We start from the raw sequence: 16,162 nt of genomic DNA on the forward strand, positions 1-16,162 counted from the left end.
GCTCTAAAAAGTAATGGATCAGACTGACGACGTTGATAGTGTCCCTTCCCCGCACCCGAGTTTTACCGCTCCTCCTGCTTTGTGTGGCTGGGGGAACGTTTTCTGCGCCCAAATCCTTCACGCAACAGGCGCAAAATCCGTTTGATAATAACGGCGATGGCTTGCCCGACCTGGGACTGGCAAAACCCACCGGGGAAGGTGAGAAGCATCTCGCCGAAATGGCGAAAGCCTTTGGTGAAGCCAGCATGACCGATAATGGCCTCACCACCGGAGAGCAGGCGCGCCAGTTCGCGTTTGGTCAGGTTCGCGACGCGCTCAGCGGTGAAGTGAACGAGCAGATCGAATCGTGGCTGTCCCCGTGGGGCAATGCCAGCGTCGATTTACTGGTGGACGATGACGGAAAATTTAACGGCAGCAGCGGTCGCTGGTTTATTCCCTGGCAGGACAATAATCGCTATCTCAGCTGGACGCAGCTCGGCCTGACCCAGCAAAGCGATGGGCTGGTGAGCAACGCGGGCATTGGCCAGCGCTGGGTGGCCGGTAAATGGCTGGTGGGATACAACACCTTTTACGATAATCTGCTGGATGAAAACCTCCAGCGGGCCGGCCTGGGCGCTGAGGTCTGGGGGGAAAACCTGCGTCTCTCTGCCAATTATTATCAGCCTTTTGCCAGCTGGCGTGACAGTACCGATCTTCAGGAGCAGCGCATGGCCCGTGGCTATGACGTCACGGCCAAAGCCTGGCTTCCCTATTTTCATCACCTGAATACGAGCGTTCGCTTTGAGCAGTATTTTGGCGACAACGTCGACCTGTTTCGCAGCGGCACGGGTTACCACAACCCCATGGCGGTCAATCTGGGCCTCGATTACACCCCGGTCCCCCTGGTGACCTTCACGGCGGGGCATAAGCAGGGTGAAAACGGCGTGAGCCAGAACAATCTGGGCATGAAGCTGAATTATCGCTTCGGCGTGCCGCTTAAAAAACAGCTCTCGTCGGATGAAGTGGCGGTCACCCGTTCCCTGCGCGGCAGCCGGTATGACTCTCCGGATCGCACGAATTTACCGGTGCTGGAGTTCCGCCAGCGGAAGACCTTGTCCGTGTATCTGGCGACGCCTCCGTGGGATCTCCAGCAGGGCGAGACGGTGGTTCTGAAGCTGCAAATCCACAGCACGCATGGCGTACGGGAACTTCACTGGCAGGGTGATACGCAGGCGTTGAGTCTGACTGCACCGCCGCAGGCGAACAGTGAGGAAGGCTGGAGTATTATCATGCCTGCATGGGATACGCGTGAAGGCGCAACAAATCGCTGGCGGTTGTCTGTGGTGGTGGAAGATAAAAATGGGCAGCGTGTCTCGTCCAATGAGATCACGCTCTCGCTATCGCCACCGCTGGTGGCACTCCCTGAGGACGATCGCGGCTATCAGCTGCTGCCGGAGGAGTGATTAGAAAATGCGGTCCTGGTGAACCCAGACCGCCGCTTCTACGCGCGATTTCAGCTTCATTTTTTTCAGCATATGTTTTACGTGAACTTTAACCGTGCTTTCAGTGATGTCCAGACGACGGGCAATCATTTTATTGGGCAGGCCCTGGGCGATCAGCTTAAGAATGTCACGCTCGCGAGGCGTTAGCTGGCTGACGTCACGGTCGGAGGTGGCGCGGTTGGCGCGAAGGCTTGCCGCCAGCACGGGCGTTAAGGCTTCACTCAACACCATCTCACCCGCCGCGGCCTGTTGCAGTGCCTTGAGCAGATCTTCCGGCTCCATATCTTTGAGCAAATAGCCATCGGCGCCGCGTTTCAGGGCGGTGACAACGTCTTCTTCATGGTTTGACACGCTAAAAACAACGATACGGCCAGACAGCGACTTCTCGCGCAATTTGTCCAGCGTTTCCAGGCCATTCATGCCGGGCATATTGAGATCGAGCAGGATCAAATCAGGATCGAGAGACTCGGCAAGTTCAATACCCTGTTCACCGTTGCTGGCTTCACCCACGACGGTTATATCTTCCGCCATGCTGACAAGTTGTTTTACGCCGGTGCGCAGCATCGGATGATCGTCGATCAACAGAATGGTTGCCGGTTCCTGATTAGTCATGGTTTTCTCCTTGAGCAGTAATAAGAGGCTTTTCGGGAATAAAGGTGACCACTACTTCAGTGCCGCCAGACTCCCCCCGGCGAACCTGGCAATCTCCGCGCAAACTTTGCGCACGGTCTCGCATAATAATTAAACCATAGTGGTTACTTCTTTCAGCGTTTTCAGGCACGCCGCAGCCGTTATCCTGCACCGAGAGTCGCACCTGATTGCTGTGCTGACTGACGGTGACCGTTACTGCCGTCGCGGCGGCGTGTTTAAGCGCATTGCTTAAGGCTTCGCGGGCGATCTGCAATAAATGTATGGCCTGATGGGAAGGCACAAAGCGCGGCGGCAGCTGATAATCGAGCTTCACCGGGAATCCCAGTCGGGCGCTAAATTCCTGGCAGCTGGCTTCGAGGGCAGGGCGCAACCCTGGCTCGGTCAGCTGCAAGCGGAAGGTGGTGAGCAGCTCACGAAGCTGCACCCATGATGTATTCAGCTCATTACGAATCTGACTTAACAGCTGCTTACTGCCTTCAGGCAATCCATCATCCTGCATTTGCAGGCAACTGACCTGCATTTTCATACAGGAGAGCGACTGTGCGATAGAGTCGTGAAGCTCGCGAGCGATGGTGGCGCGCTCTTCCATCACAATCAGCTGCTGCTGTTTTTCCTGATGACGATCGAGGGCAAGCGTGGCGGTTAACTGTTCGACGAGCGTATCCACCAGCTGCTGCTGATCGTGGTTCAGATGGCGACCAGAAGGTAACGTCGCCAGCAATATTCCGTACTGAGTGTGATTATCCGTCAGCCGCCATTTCAGCGTGGTGCCGCCATTATTCAGGGGCGGCAGGCCGCGCGGGCAGAGGTGACACCCTTTATCATCACAGGACATATCGGACTGACAGGTAAATTCTTGATGATTTTCTTCGTCTTCGACGTCATAAACACGCAGTTCAATGTCATGAAGCTGGGTGAGATTTTGCAGACCGTTCAGAACCGGTGAGAGCCGCTCGCACAAGGGGACCTGCATATGCAAACGACGGTTTGCCTGCCAGAGGAACGAGAGGATTTCGTTCTTTTGCTCCAGTCCGGCGGTCTTTTCCTGCACCCGTTTTTCCAGCACTGAGTAGCTTTCCGCCAGCTCGCCGGACATATCGTTGAGCGCCTGGCCCAGCATGGCCATCTCGTTGCGGCCGCTGATATGGGTTCGCTGGGTAAAATCACGCTCGGTGACCGCGCGCGCCATAGCCAGCAGCTGTTTCCAGGGGTTGAGCAGCCGCTTACGCAGCCAGATAATGGTGAAGATTAGCAGCAGGCCCATGAAAATCGCCATCGCCCGCTGCAGGATGACCACCCGCTCGATGCGCATCTCGGTGGTATGATCGAAAGAGGAGACCAGCGTATCAATGCGCGAGACAAAATCGGCAACGTCGTGGGATACCGTTCCGGCACTCTGGGCCCGCACAAGACCTGGCTCCAGTTGACCATGCCAGTACGCCTGCAGGGCCTTCAGCTGCTCAAGTTGCCCGTCGTGGCGGGCAGCCACCTGCAGTTCCGGACTGAAGGCAGTACGTTCCATCTCATCGAGGAGAGGTTTGTCGTCCGGCGTCAGCGGAACGGCGGCAAGCAGGCGATAGCTCTGCATGCGGAGCGAGCCTGCCTCGTTTATTGCATGTGCGCTACCCTGAACGCCCTGAACCAGCCGTCCAGAGATGGCCATGCCGGTCACACCGATGGCGGTGGACAGCAACACGATCAAGGCCAACTGATTGACTAACGTCAGTGGGGATAAGCATCTTTTCAACATAGGGGGGCCTGGCTCCTGACTGGGCTTGATTCCAGGAATGGCGTTATTCTCATGCATACCCTGGAGTATACCCATACCAACAAAGGATTACCCCTAAATTGCCGGCGGGGTAATGCCTGGTGTAAGGGCCTGGCGCGGAACGGTCAGCACCGTGAAAAACCACACCTTTTTTGCCGGATAAACCTACCTACTTAGGATGATGACGTTTTTTAAAGCGTTAAACTCCCGACTTTTCCTTTGATTTATATCAACTTACCGCTGGCTTAAAACCCTAATGTTTGCAGCATCTTTCGATAATCAGAGGTGTCTATGAGTCACTCATCTGCCCCGGAAAGGGCATCCGGTGCTGTTATTACAGAATGGCGTCCGGAAGATCCGGTGTTCTGGCAACAGCGTGGTCAGCGTGTAGCAAGTCGTAATCTGTGGATTTCTGTTCCCTGTCTGTTGTTGGCATTTTGCGTATGGATGTTGTTTAGTGCGGTAGCCGTTAACCTGCCGAAAGTGGGTTTCACCTTCACGACCGATCAGCTGTTTATGTTAACCGCGCTGCCGGCTCTGTCCGGGGCACTGCTGCGTGTTCCTTACGCGTTTATGGTTCCGTTGTTCGGCGGACGTCGCTGGACGGCGTTCAGTACCGGTATCATGATCGTCCCATGCGTCTGGCTCGGTTTTGCGGTGCAGGACACCTCTACGCCGTTTAGCGTGTTTGTGATTATCTCTCTGCTGTGTGGTTTTGCTGGCGCTAACTTTGCCTCCAGTATGGCGAACATCAGCTTCTTCTTCCCGAAAGCAAAGCAGGGCGGTGCGCTGGGTCTTAACGGCGGTCTGGGCAATATGGGCGTCAGCGTTATGCAGCTGATTGCTCCGCTGGTGGTGTCCCTCTCTCTCTTTGCCGTCTTCGGCGGGACGGGAACGGCACAGCCAGATGGCTCTATGCTTTATCTCGAAAACGCGGCCTGGATTTGGGTGCCATTTTTGGTGGTGCTGACGCTGCTGGCGTGGTTCTTTATGAACGATCTTTCGGCGTCAAAAGCATCCCTGAGCGAGCAGTTACCGGTGCTGAAGCGCGGTCACTTATGGGTGATGGCGCTGCTTTATCTGGCAACCTTTGGTTCATTTATTGGCTTCTCGGCGGGTTTCGCCATGCTGTCGAAAACCCAGTTCCCGGAAGTGCAAATCCTCCATTATGCCTTCTTCGGGCCGTTCATTGGCGCGCTGGCACGTTCCACGGGCGGGATGATTTCGGACCGCCTGGGCGGCACGCGCGTCACGCTGGTAAACTTTATCGTGATGGCCATCTTCTGCGCGCTGCTGTTCCTGACGCTGCCAACCCATGGGCAGGGCGGTAACTTTGTTGCCTTCTTCGCGGTCTTTATGGTGCTGTTCCTGACGGCCGGTCTGGGAAGTGCGTCTACTTTCCAGATGATCTCGGTGATCTTCCGCAAGTTGACTACCGACAGGGTGAAAGCGCAGGGCGGCAGCGAAGAGCAGGCCATGCGTGAAGCGGCAACCGATACGGCGGCGGCGCTCGGCTTTATCTCTGCTATTGGCGCCATTGGCGGATTCTTCATCCCGAAAGCCTTTGGTCTCTCTCTTGAGCTGACGGGCTCGCCTGCCGGCGCGATGAAAGTTTTCCTGATCTTCTATATCGCCTGCGTGGCTATCACGTGGCTGGTATATGGCCGGAATACTAAGAAAAATAAGTAATATTTGATTATCCGTTTGCGCGGCTCTCATGCCGCGCTTTTTTTTGCATGAAAATAGTTACAACATACTTATCGGTATTTCTTGAGTTCCCGTTTGAAACACTGTGATCGCCATCGCTTTGCAGAAGAGTCTACCCCTTAATACCTAAGATGTTAAATTTAGCCCTGCTTTTTGTACGATTAATATATAAATTACTTATATATCATGGTGTTAGATAAAATAATCGCATACCGCTTTGGTGGTATTACATCTAATACCAACCCACGAAGACCCCGTCTGCCTTGATCGTTATCAATTCCCGTCATCTTTCAGAGCGTTACCTTCGCTGCAAATCAGCAATGTCGATTTAGAGAGCCACAGGCTCCACACAGGAGATACCCGATGAGCAAATTTTTGGACCGGTTTCGCTACTTCAAACAGAAGGGCGAAACTTTTGCCGATGGGCACGGCCAGGTTCTGGAGACCAACCGGGACTGGGAAGACGGATACCGTCAACGCTGGCAGCATGACAAAGTCGTGCGTTCCACCCACGGTGTAAACTGCACTGGCTCATGTAGCTGGAAGATTTTCGTCAAAAATGGTCTGGTGACCTGGGAAGTGCAGCAGACAGACTATCCGCGTACGCGTCCGGATATGCCTAACCACGAACCGCGTGGTTGTCCACGTGGGGCGAGCTACTCCTGGTACCTCTACAGCGCTAACCGCCTGAAATATCCGCTTATGCGCAAACGCCTGATGAAAATGTGGCGCGAAGCAAAAGTGCAGCATAGCGATCCGGTGGATGCATGGGCATCAATTATTGAAGATGCTGACAAAGCAAAAAGCTTTAAGCAGGCGCGTGGACGCGGCGGTTTTGTCCGCTCCTCCTGGAAAGAGGTCAACGAACTCATTGCCGCCTCTAACGTCTACACCGTGAAGACCTACGGCCCTGACCGTGTTGCTGGTTTCTCGCCGATCCCGGCAATGTCGATGGTCTCTTATGCCTCTGGCGCACGTTATCTCTCTCTTATCGGCGGGACCTGTCTGAGCTTCTACGACTGGTACTGCGACTTACCGCCAGCTTCACCACAAACCTGGGGTGAGCAAACCGACGTGCCTGAATCGGCCGACTGGTACAACTCAAGCTATATTATCGCGTGGGGTTCTAACGTTCCGCAAACCCGTACGCCGGATGCACACTTCTTCACCGAAGTGCGTTACAAAGGCACCAAAACGGTGGCTATCACCCCGGATTACGCGGAAATTGCCAAGCTGTGCGACCTGTGGCTGGCACCGAAACAGGGTACCGATGCGGCCATGGCGCTGGCGATGGGCCACGTTATGCTGCGCGAGTTCCACCTCGATAAACCCAGCCAGTACTTCACCGACTACGTTCGTCGCTATACCGACATGCCGATGCTGGTCATGCTCGAAGAGCGCGATGGCTACTATGCCGCGGGACGTATGCTGCGTGCAGCCGATCTGGTCGACGCGCTCGGCCAGGAAAACAATCCAGAATGGAAAACCGTTGCCTGTAACAGCAATGGCGATCTGATTGCCCCTAACGGCTCTATCGGCTTCCGCTGGGGTGAAAAAGGCAAATGGAACCTTGAGCAGCGTGACGGGACGACCGGGACTGAAACCGATCTGCGTCTGAGCATGCTTGGCAGCCAGGACGATATCGCCGAAGTGGGCTTCCCGTACTTTGGTGGCGAAGGGACTGAGCATTTCGACAAGGTGGAGCTGGAGAATATCCTGCTGCACAAACTCCCGGTAAAACGTCTGCAACTGGCCGATGGGTCGACCGCGCTGGTTACCACCGTCTACGATCTCACCATGGCCAACTACGGTCTGGAACGTGGTCTGAACGATGAAAATTGTGCCTCCAGCTACGACGAAATCAAAGCCTATACCCCGGCCTGGGCAGAGAAAATTACCGGCGTTCCGTGCGCGCAGATCACCCGCATCGCCCGTGAGTTTGCCGATAACGCAGATAAAACCCACGGTCGTTCAATGATCATTGTGGGCGCAGGTCTGAACCACTGGTATCACCTCGATATGAACTATCGCGGGCTTATTAATATGCTGGTGTTCTGTGGCTGTGTCGGTCAGAGCGGCGGCGGCTGGGCACACTACGTTGGCCAGGAAAAACTGCGTCCTCAGACCGGCTGGCAGCCTCTGGCATTTGGTCTGGACTGGCAGCGCCCGGCGCGTCACATGAACAGCACCTCCTATTTCTACAACCACTCCAGCCAGTGGCGTTATGAAACCGTGACGGCGCAAGAGTTGTTGTCGCCAATGGCGGATAAATCTCGCTACAGCGGCCACCTGATTGACTTTAACGTGCGTGCTGAACGTATGGGCTGGCTGCCGTCAGCGCCTCAGTTAGGCACCAACCCGCTGCGAATCGCAGAAGAGGCGAAAAAAGCAGGCATGTCACCGGTGGATTACACGGTGAAATCCCTGAAGGAAGGCTCTATTCGCTTTGCCGCAGAGCAGCCAGAAAACGGGAAAAACCACCCGCGTAACCTCTTTATCTGGCGCTCTAACCTGCTCGGCTCGTCCGGTAAAGGCCATGAATACATGCTGAAATACTTGCTGGGAACCGACCACGGTATTCAGGGCAAAGATCTCGGCAAGCAGGGGGGTGTGAAGCCTGAAGAAGTCGAATGGCAGGACAACGGCCTCGACGGCAAACTCGATCTGGTGGTGACATTAGACTTCCGTCTGTCCAGTACCTGTCTCTATTCCGACATCGTGCTGCCAACCGCGACCTGGTATGAAAAAGACGACATGAATACCTCGGATATGCATCCGTTTATTCATCCGCTCTCTGCCGCGGTTGATCCGGCATGGGAATCGAAAAGCGATTGGGAGATCTACAAAGGCATCGCGAAGAAATTCTCTGAAGTCTGCGTCGGCCACCTGGGTGTGGAAACGGACGTGGTCACCCTGCCTATCCAGCACGATTCTGCCGCCGAACTGGCGCAACCGCTGGATGTGAAAGACTGGAAAAAAGGCGAATGCGACCTGATTCCTGGCGTGACTGCCCCGCATATTATCCCGGTTGAACGTGACTACCCGGCAACCTACGAACGCTTCACCTCCATTGGTCCGTTGATGGAGAAAATCGGTAACGGCGGGAAAGGCATTGCCTGGAACACCCAGAGCGAAATGGATCTGCTGCGTAAGCTCAACTACACCAAAGCAGACGGCCCGGCGAAAGGTCAGCCGATGCTGAACACGGCGATTGATGCGGCAGAGATGATCCTGACCCTGGCGCCAGAAACCAATGGCCAGGTGGCCGTAAAAGCCTGGGCGGCACTGAGCGAGTTTACCGGTCGCGACCACACGCATCTGGCGCTGAATAAAGAAGACGAGAAAATTCGTTTCCGCGATATTCAGGCTCAGCCGCGTAAGATCATCTCAAGCCCGACCTGGTCTGGTCTGGAAGATGAACACGTTTCCTACAACGCGGGTTATACCAACGTTCACGAGCTGATCCCATGGCGTACGCTCACGGGCCGTCAGTCGCTGTATCAGGATCATCAGTGGATGCGTGACTTCGGTGAAAGCCTGCTGGTCTACCGTCCGCCAATCGACACGCGCTCGGTCAAAGAGGTGATGGGTGAGAAGTCCAACGGCAACCCTGAAAAGGCGCTGAACTTCCTGACGCCGCACCAGAAGTGGGGTATCCACTCAACCTATAGCGACAACCTGCTGATGCTGACGCTGGGCCGCGGTGGTCCAATCGTGTGGATGAGCGAAGCGGATGCAAAAGAGCTGGGCATCGTGGACAACGACTGGATTGAAGTCTTCAACAGTAACGGCGCATTAACCGCCCGTGCGGTGGTGAGCCAGCGTGTTCCCGCAGGTATGACCATGATGTACCACGCGCAGGAACGTATCGTGAACATTCCTGGCTCAGAAATTACCGAGCAGCGCGGCGGTATTCATAACTCCGTCACCCGTATTACGCCGAAGCCAACCCACATGATCGGTGGCTATGCGCAGCTGGCCTACGGCTTTAACTACTACGGTACCGTGGGGTCAAACCGCGATGAGTTTGTGGTGGTACGTAAAATGAAAAATATTGACTGGTTAGACGGTGAAGGAAATGACCAGGTACAGGAGAGCGTAAAATGAAAATTCGTTCACAAGTCGGCATGGTGCTGAATCTGGATAAGTGCATCGGCTGTCATACCTGCTCAGTCACCTGTAAAAACGTCTGGACCAGCCGTGAAGGCACAGAGTACGCCTGGTTCAACAACGTGGAAACCAAACCAGGCACCGGTTTCCCGACCAACTGGGAAGATCAGGATAAATACAAGGGCGGCTGGATCCGCAAAATCAACGGTAAAATTCAGCCGCGTATGGGTAACCGTGCGATGCTGCTCGGCAAAATCTTCGCCAACCCGCATCTGCCGGGCATTGATGATTACTACGAGCCGTTTGATTTCGACTATCAAAATCTGCATAACGCCGCGGAAGGGAAATACCAGCCGATTGCCCGTCCACGTTCGCTGATCACCGGTCAGCGCATGGCGAAGATCGAGAAAGGCCCGAACTGGGAAGACGATCTGGGCGGCGAGTTCGAGAAGCTGTCGAAAGACAAAAACTTCGAGAACATGCAGAAGGCGATGTACGGCCAGTTCGAAAACACCTTCATGATGTATCTGCCACGTCTGTGCGAACACTGTCTGAACCCGGCATGTGTGGCGACCTGCCCGAGCGGGGCTATCTACAAACGTGAAGAAGACGGCATCGTGCTGATTGATCAGGATAAATGCCGCGGCTGGCGTATGTGCATCACCGGTTGCCCGTACAAAAAAATCTACTTCAACTGGAAGAGCGGTAAGTCCGAGAAGTGCATCTTCTGCTATCCACGTATTGAAGCCGGTATGCCAACCGTCTGTTCCGAAAGCTGCGTGGGCCGTATCCGTTACCTCGGCGTACTGCTGTACGACGCGGATGCGATTGAAAATGCAGCGAGCACCGAGAACGAAAAAGATCTGTATCAGCGTCAGCTGGACGTGTTCCTCGATCCAAACGACCCGAAAGTGATTGAGCAGGCGCTGAAAGACGGCGTGCCGCAGAGCGTGATTGACGCGGCGCAGCAGTCGCCGGTCTACAAAATGGCGATGGACTGGAAGCTGGCGCTGCCGCTGCATCCGGAATACCGCACGCTACCGATGGTCTGGTATGTGCCACCGTTGTCTCCGATTCAGTCTGCAGCCGATGCGGGTGAGCTGGGCGGTAACGGCATTCTGCCAGACGTGGAAAGCCTGCGTATCCCGGTTCAGTATCTGGCTAATCTGCTGACGGCAGGCGATACCCAGCCGGTGCTGCTGGCGCTGAAGCGTATGCTGGCGATGCGTCACTTCAAACGTGCGGAAACCGTAGACGGCGTTATCGATACGCGTGCACTGGAAGAGGTGGGCTTAAGCGAAGCGCAGGCGCAGGAGATGTATCGTTACCTGGCCATCGCCAACTACGAAGATCGTTTCGTGGTGCCGTCCAGCCACCGTGAACAGGCGCGTGACGCCTTCCCGGAAAAAAGCGGTTGCGGCTTTACCTTCGGTGACGGTTGCCACGGTTCAGACACTAAATTCAACCTGTTCAACAGCCGTCGCATTGATGCGATGGATGTGACCAGCAAAACGGAGCCGCACCAATGATTGAACTCGTCATTGTTTCGCGTCTGCTCGAGTACCCGGATGCTGCGCTGGCGCAGCATCAACAGGAACTTTTCGATGCACTCGCGTCATCAGAAAACCTGGACAAGGAAGATGCCCATCAACTGGGCGTGTTCCTCCGTGATTTGCTGGCACGGGATCTGCTGGATGCGCAGTCGGACTACAGTCAACTGTTTGATCGTGGACGTGCCACCTCGCTGCTGTTGTTTGAACACGTTCACGGGGAGTCCCGCGACCGTGGTCAGGCGATGGTAGACCTGATGGCTCAGTACGAGGCGCAAGGCCTACAGCTGGACAGCCGGGAGTTGCCGGACCATCTGCCGCTGTACCTGGAATACCTGGCGCAGCTGCCAAAAGAGGAGGCGCTTGGCGGTCTGTCCGACATAGCACCGATTCTGGCGCTGCTGAGCGCACGTCTGCAACAGCGAGAAAGTCGTTATGCGGTGCTGTTTGATCTGCTGGTGAAGCTGGCAAATACGGCCATTGACAGTGAAAAAGTGGCCGAAAAAATTGCCGATGAAGCGCGCGACGATACGCCGCAGGCGCTGGATGCAGTCTGGGAAGAAGAGCAGGTGAAATTCTTTGCAGACCAGAGTTGCGGTGAATCGGATATTACCACCCACCAGCGTCGTTTTGCCGGAGCGGTTGCCCCGCAATATTTGAATATCTCAAACGGAGGACAGCAATAATGCACTTCCTTAATATGTTCTTCTTCGATATCTATCCGTACATTGCCGGGGCGGTATTTTTGATTGGTAGCTGGGTGCGTTATGACTACGGTCAATATACCTGGCGTGCCGGTTCGAGCCAGATGCTGGATCGCAAAGGGATGAACCTGGCGTCTAACCTTTTCCATATCGGGATACTGGGTATTTTTGCCGGTCATTTCCTGGGAATGCTGACGCCACACTGGATGTATGAGTCATTCCTGCCGATTGAAGTGAAGCAGAAAATGGCGATGTATATGGGCGGCGCGAGTGGCGTATTGTGTCTGGTTGGCGGTTTGCTGCTGTTGAAACGCCGCCTCTTTAGTCCGCGCGTGCGTGCCACGACGACCGGTGCAGATATCCTTATCCTCTCCCTGCTGATGGTGCAGTGCGCGCTGGGTCTGCTGACGATCCCGTTCTCTGCCCAACATATGGATGGCAGCGAAATGATGAAGCTCGTGGGCTGGGCGCAATCCGTGGTGACCTTCCACGGCGGAGCCTCCGCGCATCTGGATGGCGTGGCCTTTATCTTCCGGATCCACCTGGTGCTGGGGATGACGATGTTCTTGTTATTCCCGTTCTCTCGCCTGGTGCACATCTGGAGCGCGCCGGTAGAGTATCTGACGCGCAGATACCAGATTGTGCGTGCACGACGCTGATAAGCTGTTATGAATGCAACCCCGCTACGGCGGGGTTTTTTGTGCCTGACGATCGCGCAGGGGCCGCAGGCCAGCATGGGAGTCGTATGGCGCAACAGGATTGATGGATACCTGCAATCTGGAAGAGGGTGATAGAAGAAGGATGACTCAGCGCTATGCGCTTCGCCCTTCGCCCTTCGGGTCGTTGCCGCTGGCAACGCTTTCTCGCTACACTCGAATCGAACCTTAATCGACGCTTCTCGTCTTTCCCGTAAGGGAGACATGTGTAGCAACAGGACGGGTGGATGATGAGTGTAATCTGGAAGATGGTGGTGGGGGAAGGATGACTCAGCGCTACGCGCTTCGCCCTTCGGGTCGTTGCCGTTGGCAACGCTTTCTCGCTGCGCTCGAATCGAACCTTAGTCGAAGCTTCTCATCCTTCCCGTATGGGAGGCATGTGTAGCAAAGGTGTAGTTAATGAATGAGTGCTATATGGAAGATGGTGGTGGGGGAAGGATTCGAACCTTCGAAGTCGATGACGGCAGATTTACAGTCTGCTCCCTTTGGCCGCTCGGGAACCCCACCAGGGGTAAAACTTATTTTGAGATAATGCTGTGAGAGGGTGGTGGGGGAAAGATTATTCGTCGCTTCGCTCCTCACCCTTCCCGATAAGCGCACACTTCGTCAGTGCTTATCGGTGCAACCACATTGCTGTGGTGAATAATGGTGGTGGGGGAAGGATTATTCGTCGCTTCGCTCCTCACCCTTCGGGCTGTTGCCTGCGGCAACATTCTCTCGCTTTCGCTCGAGTCGAACCTTAATCGAAGGTTCTCACCCTTCCCGATAAGCGCACACTTCGCCAGTGCTTATCGGTGTAACCACATTGCTGTGGTGAATAATGGTGGTGGGGGAAGGATTCGAACCTTCGAAGTCGATGACGGCAGATTTACAGTCTGCTCCCTTTGGCCGCTCGGGAACCCCACCACGGGGTAATGCTTATACTGGCCTGCTTCACGCTGGAAGCGGGGCGCATCATATCAAATGACACGCCCCTGTAAAGCTTTCCTTTGCTTATAACGGGTCGTTTGCCTGCTTTTTACCCGTTGCGACGCAAAGCTAATCAATTCATTTTATGAAGGATTAAAGAATAATCGTCCGGTTGCCATAGACGAACACGCGCTGAGCCAGCACCTGATACAACGCCCGGCTTAACACGTTCTTCTCCACATCACGTCCGGCGCGCATCATATCTTCTGCGGTGTAGGTGTGATCGACGTGAATCACGTCCTGCATGATGATCGGACCCTCATCCAGATTGTCGTTCACGTAGTGCGCGGTTGCGCCAATGATTTTCACGCCGCGCTCGTAAGCCTGGTGGTAAGGACGTGCCCCTATAAAGGCAGGCAGGAACGAATGGTGAATATTGATGATCTTATTCGGGAAACGCGAAACGAAGGTCGGCGTCAGAACGCGCATATATTTTGCCAGCACCACATAGTCCGGATTATGCGCTTCGATGGCTTGCGCCATCAGGTCGTCATGCTCTTCGCGGGTGTGTCCTTCGTGGCTCACCAGCTCAAACGGAATATCAAAGCGCTCAACCAGCGTGCGCAGCGTTTCATGGTTACCAATAACGGCGGCGATCTCGACATCCAGGCCGCCATAGTTGGCCTTCATTAACAAATCACCGAGGCAATGGGCCTCTTTGGTGACCAGAATCACAACGCGACGGCGTCCGGACGGTGTCAACTCACGTACGGAACCCTCCGGCAGCGCGCCATCAAGGTCAGCCAGTAAAGTCGAGTCGTTGAAAATCCCTTCAAGCTCGGTACGCATAAAAAAGCGGCCGGTGCGGTGGTCAACGAACTCATTATTTTGCACAATATTCAGTTCGTGCTTGTAACAAATGTTCGTAATGCGGGCGATCAAACCCTTCTGGTCAGGGCAAATAGTACGCAGTACTTTGCGTTGTAGTGATTGCATCGCGAGGAAATCCTGTTGAGTGTGTGCTTGCTGTCGTCAGGCGTTATTGCCCGCAACATTTTTTAAATTTTTTACCTGAACCGCAGGGGCAGGGGTCGTTTCGACCAAACTGCGGACGAGTACCGTCAATATAGTACCACTGTCCGCCTTCGAGTAAGAACCGGGACCTTTCGATGATCGCCCCTGTTTTACCTTGCTCGGAAAAGCGTGCCACAAAACTGACGAAGCCTTCCGCGGCATTCTGACCAACAGAGGCGTCAAAAAGGGTTAACCCAAGCCATTCTGTGTGTGCAAAGCCGGCTTCAATCTCCTGACGGAAATCCTCGGCGTGACAGGAGGGGTGCCAGGTATTGATTAAATATCGTGCGTCTTTGATCACAAAAGCAGTGTATCGGGAGCGCATAAGGTGTGACGGGTCTGGTGCAACCTGCTCTCCAGTAAGATATCGCTGGCAACATAGGCTATACTCCAGAGCGCTGCCACAGGGACAGAGTTGAGACACAGTTCGGTTCCTGAGACAAAAATTAACGGCGTTAAACGCCAGGGTGGCACATATGTTAACTGAGCGGTAGCTAACACGCTATGCCGGGAATCCAGGGGAAGTAAATCATAACTAATGAGAAAGGTAAAAGTAGGGCTGGCGCTAGGTTCGGGCGCCGCGCGTGGCTGGTCACATATTGGCGTAATTAATGCACTACAGCGACTTGGTATCGAAGTGGATCTTGTGGCAGGTTGTTCAATTGGTTCCCTTGTTGGCGCCGCTTACTCCTGCGGCAAGATGTCAGAGCTTGAACGCTGGGTGAGATCCTTTAGTTATTGGGACGTACTGCGTCTGATGGATCTTTCGTGGCAGCGCGGTGGCTTGTTGCGCGGCGAACGCGTGTTTAACCAATTCCGTACCATCATGCCGCTGACTGACTTTACGCATTGTCAGATGCCTTTCGGCGCGGTGGCAACCAATCTCAGCACGGGCAGAGAAATCTGGTTCACCGAAGGTGATCTCCACCTTGCGGTGCGTGCCTCCTGCAGCATACCTGGACTCATGGCTCCCGTCCCCCATAACGGCTACTGGCTGGTCGACGGCGGCGTGGTTAACCCTGTACCTGTCTCACTGACCCGCGCTATGGGGGCGGATATCGTCATCGCGGTGGATTTACAGCATGACGCGCATCTGATGCAGCAAGATCTGATGCCGGTGAATCTTCATCAGGAAGAGGCAGATGACGAGAAACTGGCCTGGCATAAGCGCCTACGCGGTCGCTTAGGCCGTGCGGCGGCGCGTAAAGCATTCGCTGCGCCTACCGCCATGGAGATCATGACCACCTCCATTCAGGTGCTCGAAAACAGAGTGAAACGTACCCGTATGGCGGGCGATCCGCCCGATATTCTGATTCAACCGTATTGTCCTCAAATATCAACCCTCGACTTTCATCGTGCAGATGCGGCGATTGCCGCCGGCGCGCTTGCCGTCGAGAAAAAAATGGACGAATTGTTACCTTTGGTGCGGGCGGCAGTGTGAGCCCCCTTTTTTTTGAAGACTTCAGCAAAATCTGACAGGCGATAGTGCCAT

11 protein-coding genes, 2 tRNA genes and 3 other RNA genes are annotated in these 16,162 nt (G+C 54.8%); 7 read left to right on the forward strand and 9 right to left on the reverse strand.

From position 1 onward, the window contains the following. The first annotated feature begins 35 nt into the window (after nucleotides 1–35). On the forward strand, nucleotides 36–1,442 hold the full coding sequence (locus tag LZP96_RS10305) for a YchO/YchP family invasin (protein ID WP_374230112.1): 1,407 nt from the start codon (nucleotides 36–38) through the stop codon (nucleotides 1,440–1,442). On the opposite strand, the gene narL is transcribed toward LZP96_RS10305, so the two are convergent. Together narL and narX are read right to left on the reverse strand one after the other, a co-directional pair. After that, entirely contained in the window at nucleotides 1,443–2,093 is a 651-nt protein-coding gene (narL, locus tag LZP96_RS10310) for a two-component system response regulator NarL (RefSeq protein WP_064326365.1), read from the reverse strand. Next, nucleotides 2,086–3,882, reverse strand: a complete 1,797-nt coding sequence (narX, locus tag LZP96_RS10315; protein WP_064326364.1) for a nitrate/nitrite two-component system sensor histidine kinase NarX — start codon at nucleotides 3,880–3,882, stop codon at nucleotides 2,086–2,088. Before narX ends, narL begins: the two co-directional genes overlap by 8 nt. Nucleotides 3,883–4,191: 309 nt before the next feature. Between narX and LZP96_RS10320 the strand changes: the two genes are divergently transcribed. The 5 genes from LZP96_RS10320 to narI all read left to right on the forward strand — a co-directional run bounded on the left by LZP96_RS10320 (nucleotide 4,192) and on the right by narI (nucleotide 12,630). Continuing rightward, nucleotides 4,192–5,589: a NarK family nitrate/nitrite MFS transporter gene (locus LZP96_RS10320; RefSeq protein WP_064326363.1), complete on the forward strand. Its 1,398-nt coding sequence runs from the start codon at nucleotides 4,192–4,194 to the stop codon at nucleotides 5,587–5,589. Between the two features lie 381 nt (nucleotides 5,590–5,970). Beyond that, a complete protein-coding gene (locus LZP96_RS10325) occupies nucleotides 5,971–9,714 on the forward strand; it encodes a nitrate reductase subunit alpha (protein ID WP_064326362.1) in 3,744 nt (1,247 codons plus the stop codon). Then, nucleotides 9,711–11,246, forward strand: coding sequence for a nitrate reductase subunit beta (gene narH / locus LZP96_RS10330; RefSeq protein WP_064326361.1), 1,536 nt, complete (start codon nucleotides 9,711–9,713; stop codon nucleotides 11,244–11,246). Before LZP96_RS10325 ends, narH begins: the two co-directional genes overlap by 4 nt. After that, nucleotides 11,243–11,953, forward strand: a complete 711-nt coding sequence (gene narJ / locus LZP96_RS10335) for a nitrate reductase molybdenum cofactor assembly chaperone (RefSeq protein WP_064326360.1) — start codon at nucleotides 11,243–11,245, stop codon at nucleotides 11,951–11,953. The genes narH and narJ overlap by 4 nt, the downstream gene beginning before the upstream one ends. After that, nucleotides 11,953–12,630, forward strand: a complete 678-nt coding sequence (narI, locus tag LZP96_RS10340; protein ID WP_064326359.1) for a respiratory nitrate reductase subunit gamma — start codon at nucleotides 11,953–11,955, stop codon at nucleotides 12,628–12,630. The genes narJ and narI overlap by 1 nt, the downstream gene beginning before the upstream one ends. A gap of 126 nt (nucleotides 12,631–12,756) precedes the next feature. Here narI and LZP96_RS10345 read toward each other — a convergent pair. From LZP96_RS10345 to LZP96_RS10375, 7 genes are all read right to left on the reverse strand, one after another. Next, a non-coding RNA gene (locus tag LZP96_RS10345) (RtT sRNA) lies at nucleotides 12,757–12,894 on the reverse strand. A gap of 42 nt (nucleotides 12,895–12,936) precedes the next feature. After that, nucleotides 12,937–13,067, reverse strand: a non-coding RNA gene (locus LZP96_RS10350) — RtT sRNA. Between the two features lie 42 nt (nucleotides 13,068–13,109). Next, nucleotides 13,110–13,194 (reverse strand) — tRNA-Tyr (locus tag LZP96_RS10355). A 139-nt stretch (nucleotides 13,195–13,333) separates the two neighbouring features. After that, nucleotides 13,334–13,465, reverse strand: a non-coding RNA gene (locus LZP96_RS10360) — RtT sRNA. Nucleotides 13,466–13,508: 43 nt separating this feature from the next. Then, nucleotides 13,509–13,593, reverse strand: a tRNA-Tyr gene (locus LZP96_RS10365). Between the two features lie 156 nt (nucleotides 13,594–13,749). Further along, entirely contained in the window at nucleotides 13,750–14,592 is an 843-nt protein-coding gene (purU, locus tag LZP96_RS10370) for a formyltetrahydrofolate deformylase (protein WP_064326358.1), read from the reverse strand. A 43-nt stretch (nucleotides 14,593–14,635) separates the two neighbouring features. Next, complete coding sequence (locus LZP96_RS10375) at nucleotides 14,636–15,094, reverse strand: YchJ family protein (RefSeq protein WP_064326357.1); 459 nt, start codon at nucleotides 15,092–15,094, stop codon at nucleotides 14,636–14,638. A 114-nt stretch (nucleotides 15,095–15,208) separates the two neighbouring features. Between LZP96_RS10375 and rssA the strand changes: the two genes are divergently transcribed. Next, nucleotides 15,209–16,111: a patatin-like phospholipase RssA gene (gene rssA, locus LZP96_RS10380; protein ID WP_064326356.1), complete on the forward strand. Its 903-nt coding sequence runs from the start codon at nucleotides 15,209–15,211 to the stop codon at nucleotides 16,109–16,111. Nucleotides 16,112–16,162: the final 51 nt, after the last annotated feature.

Source organism: Huaxiibacter chinensis (assembly GCF_022171985.1).
GTDB lineage: Bacteria > Pseudomonadota > Gammaproteobacteria > Enterobacterales > Enterobacteriaceae > Enterobacter > Enterobacter chinensis_A.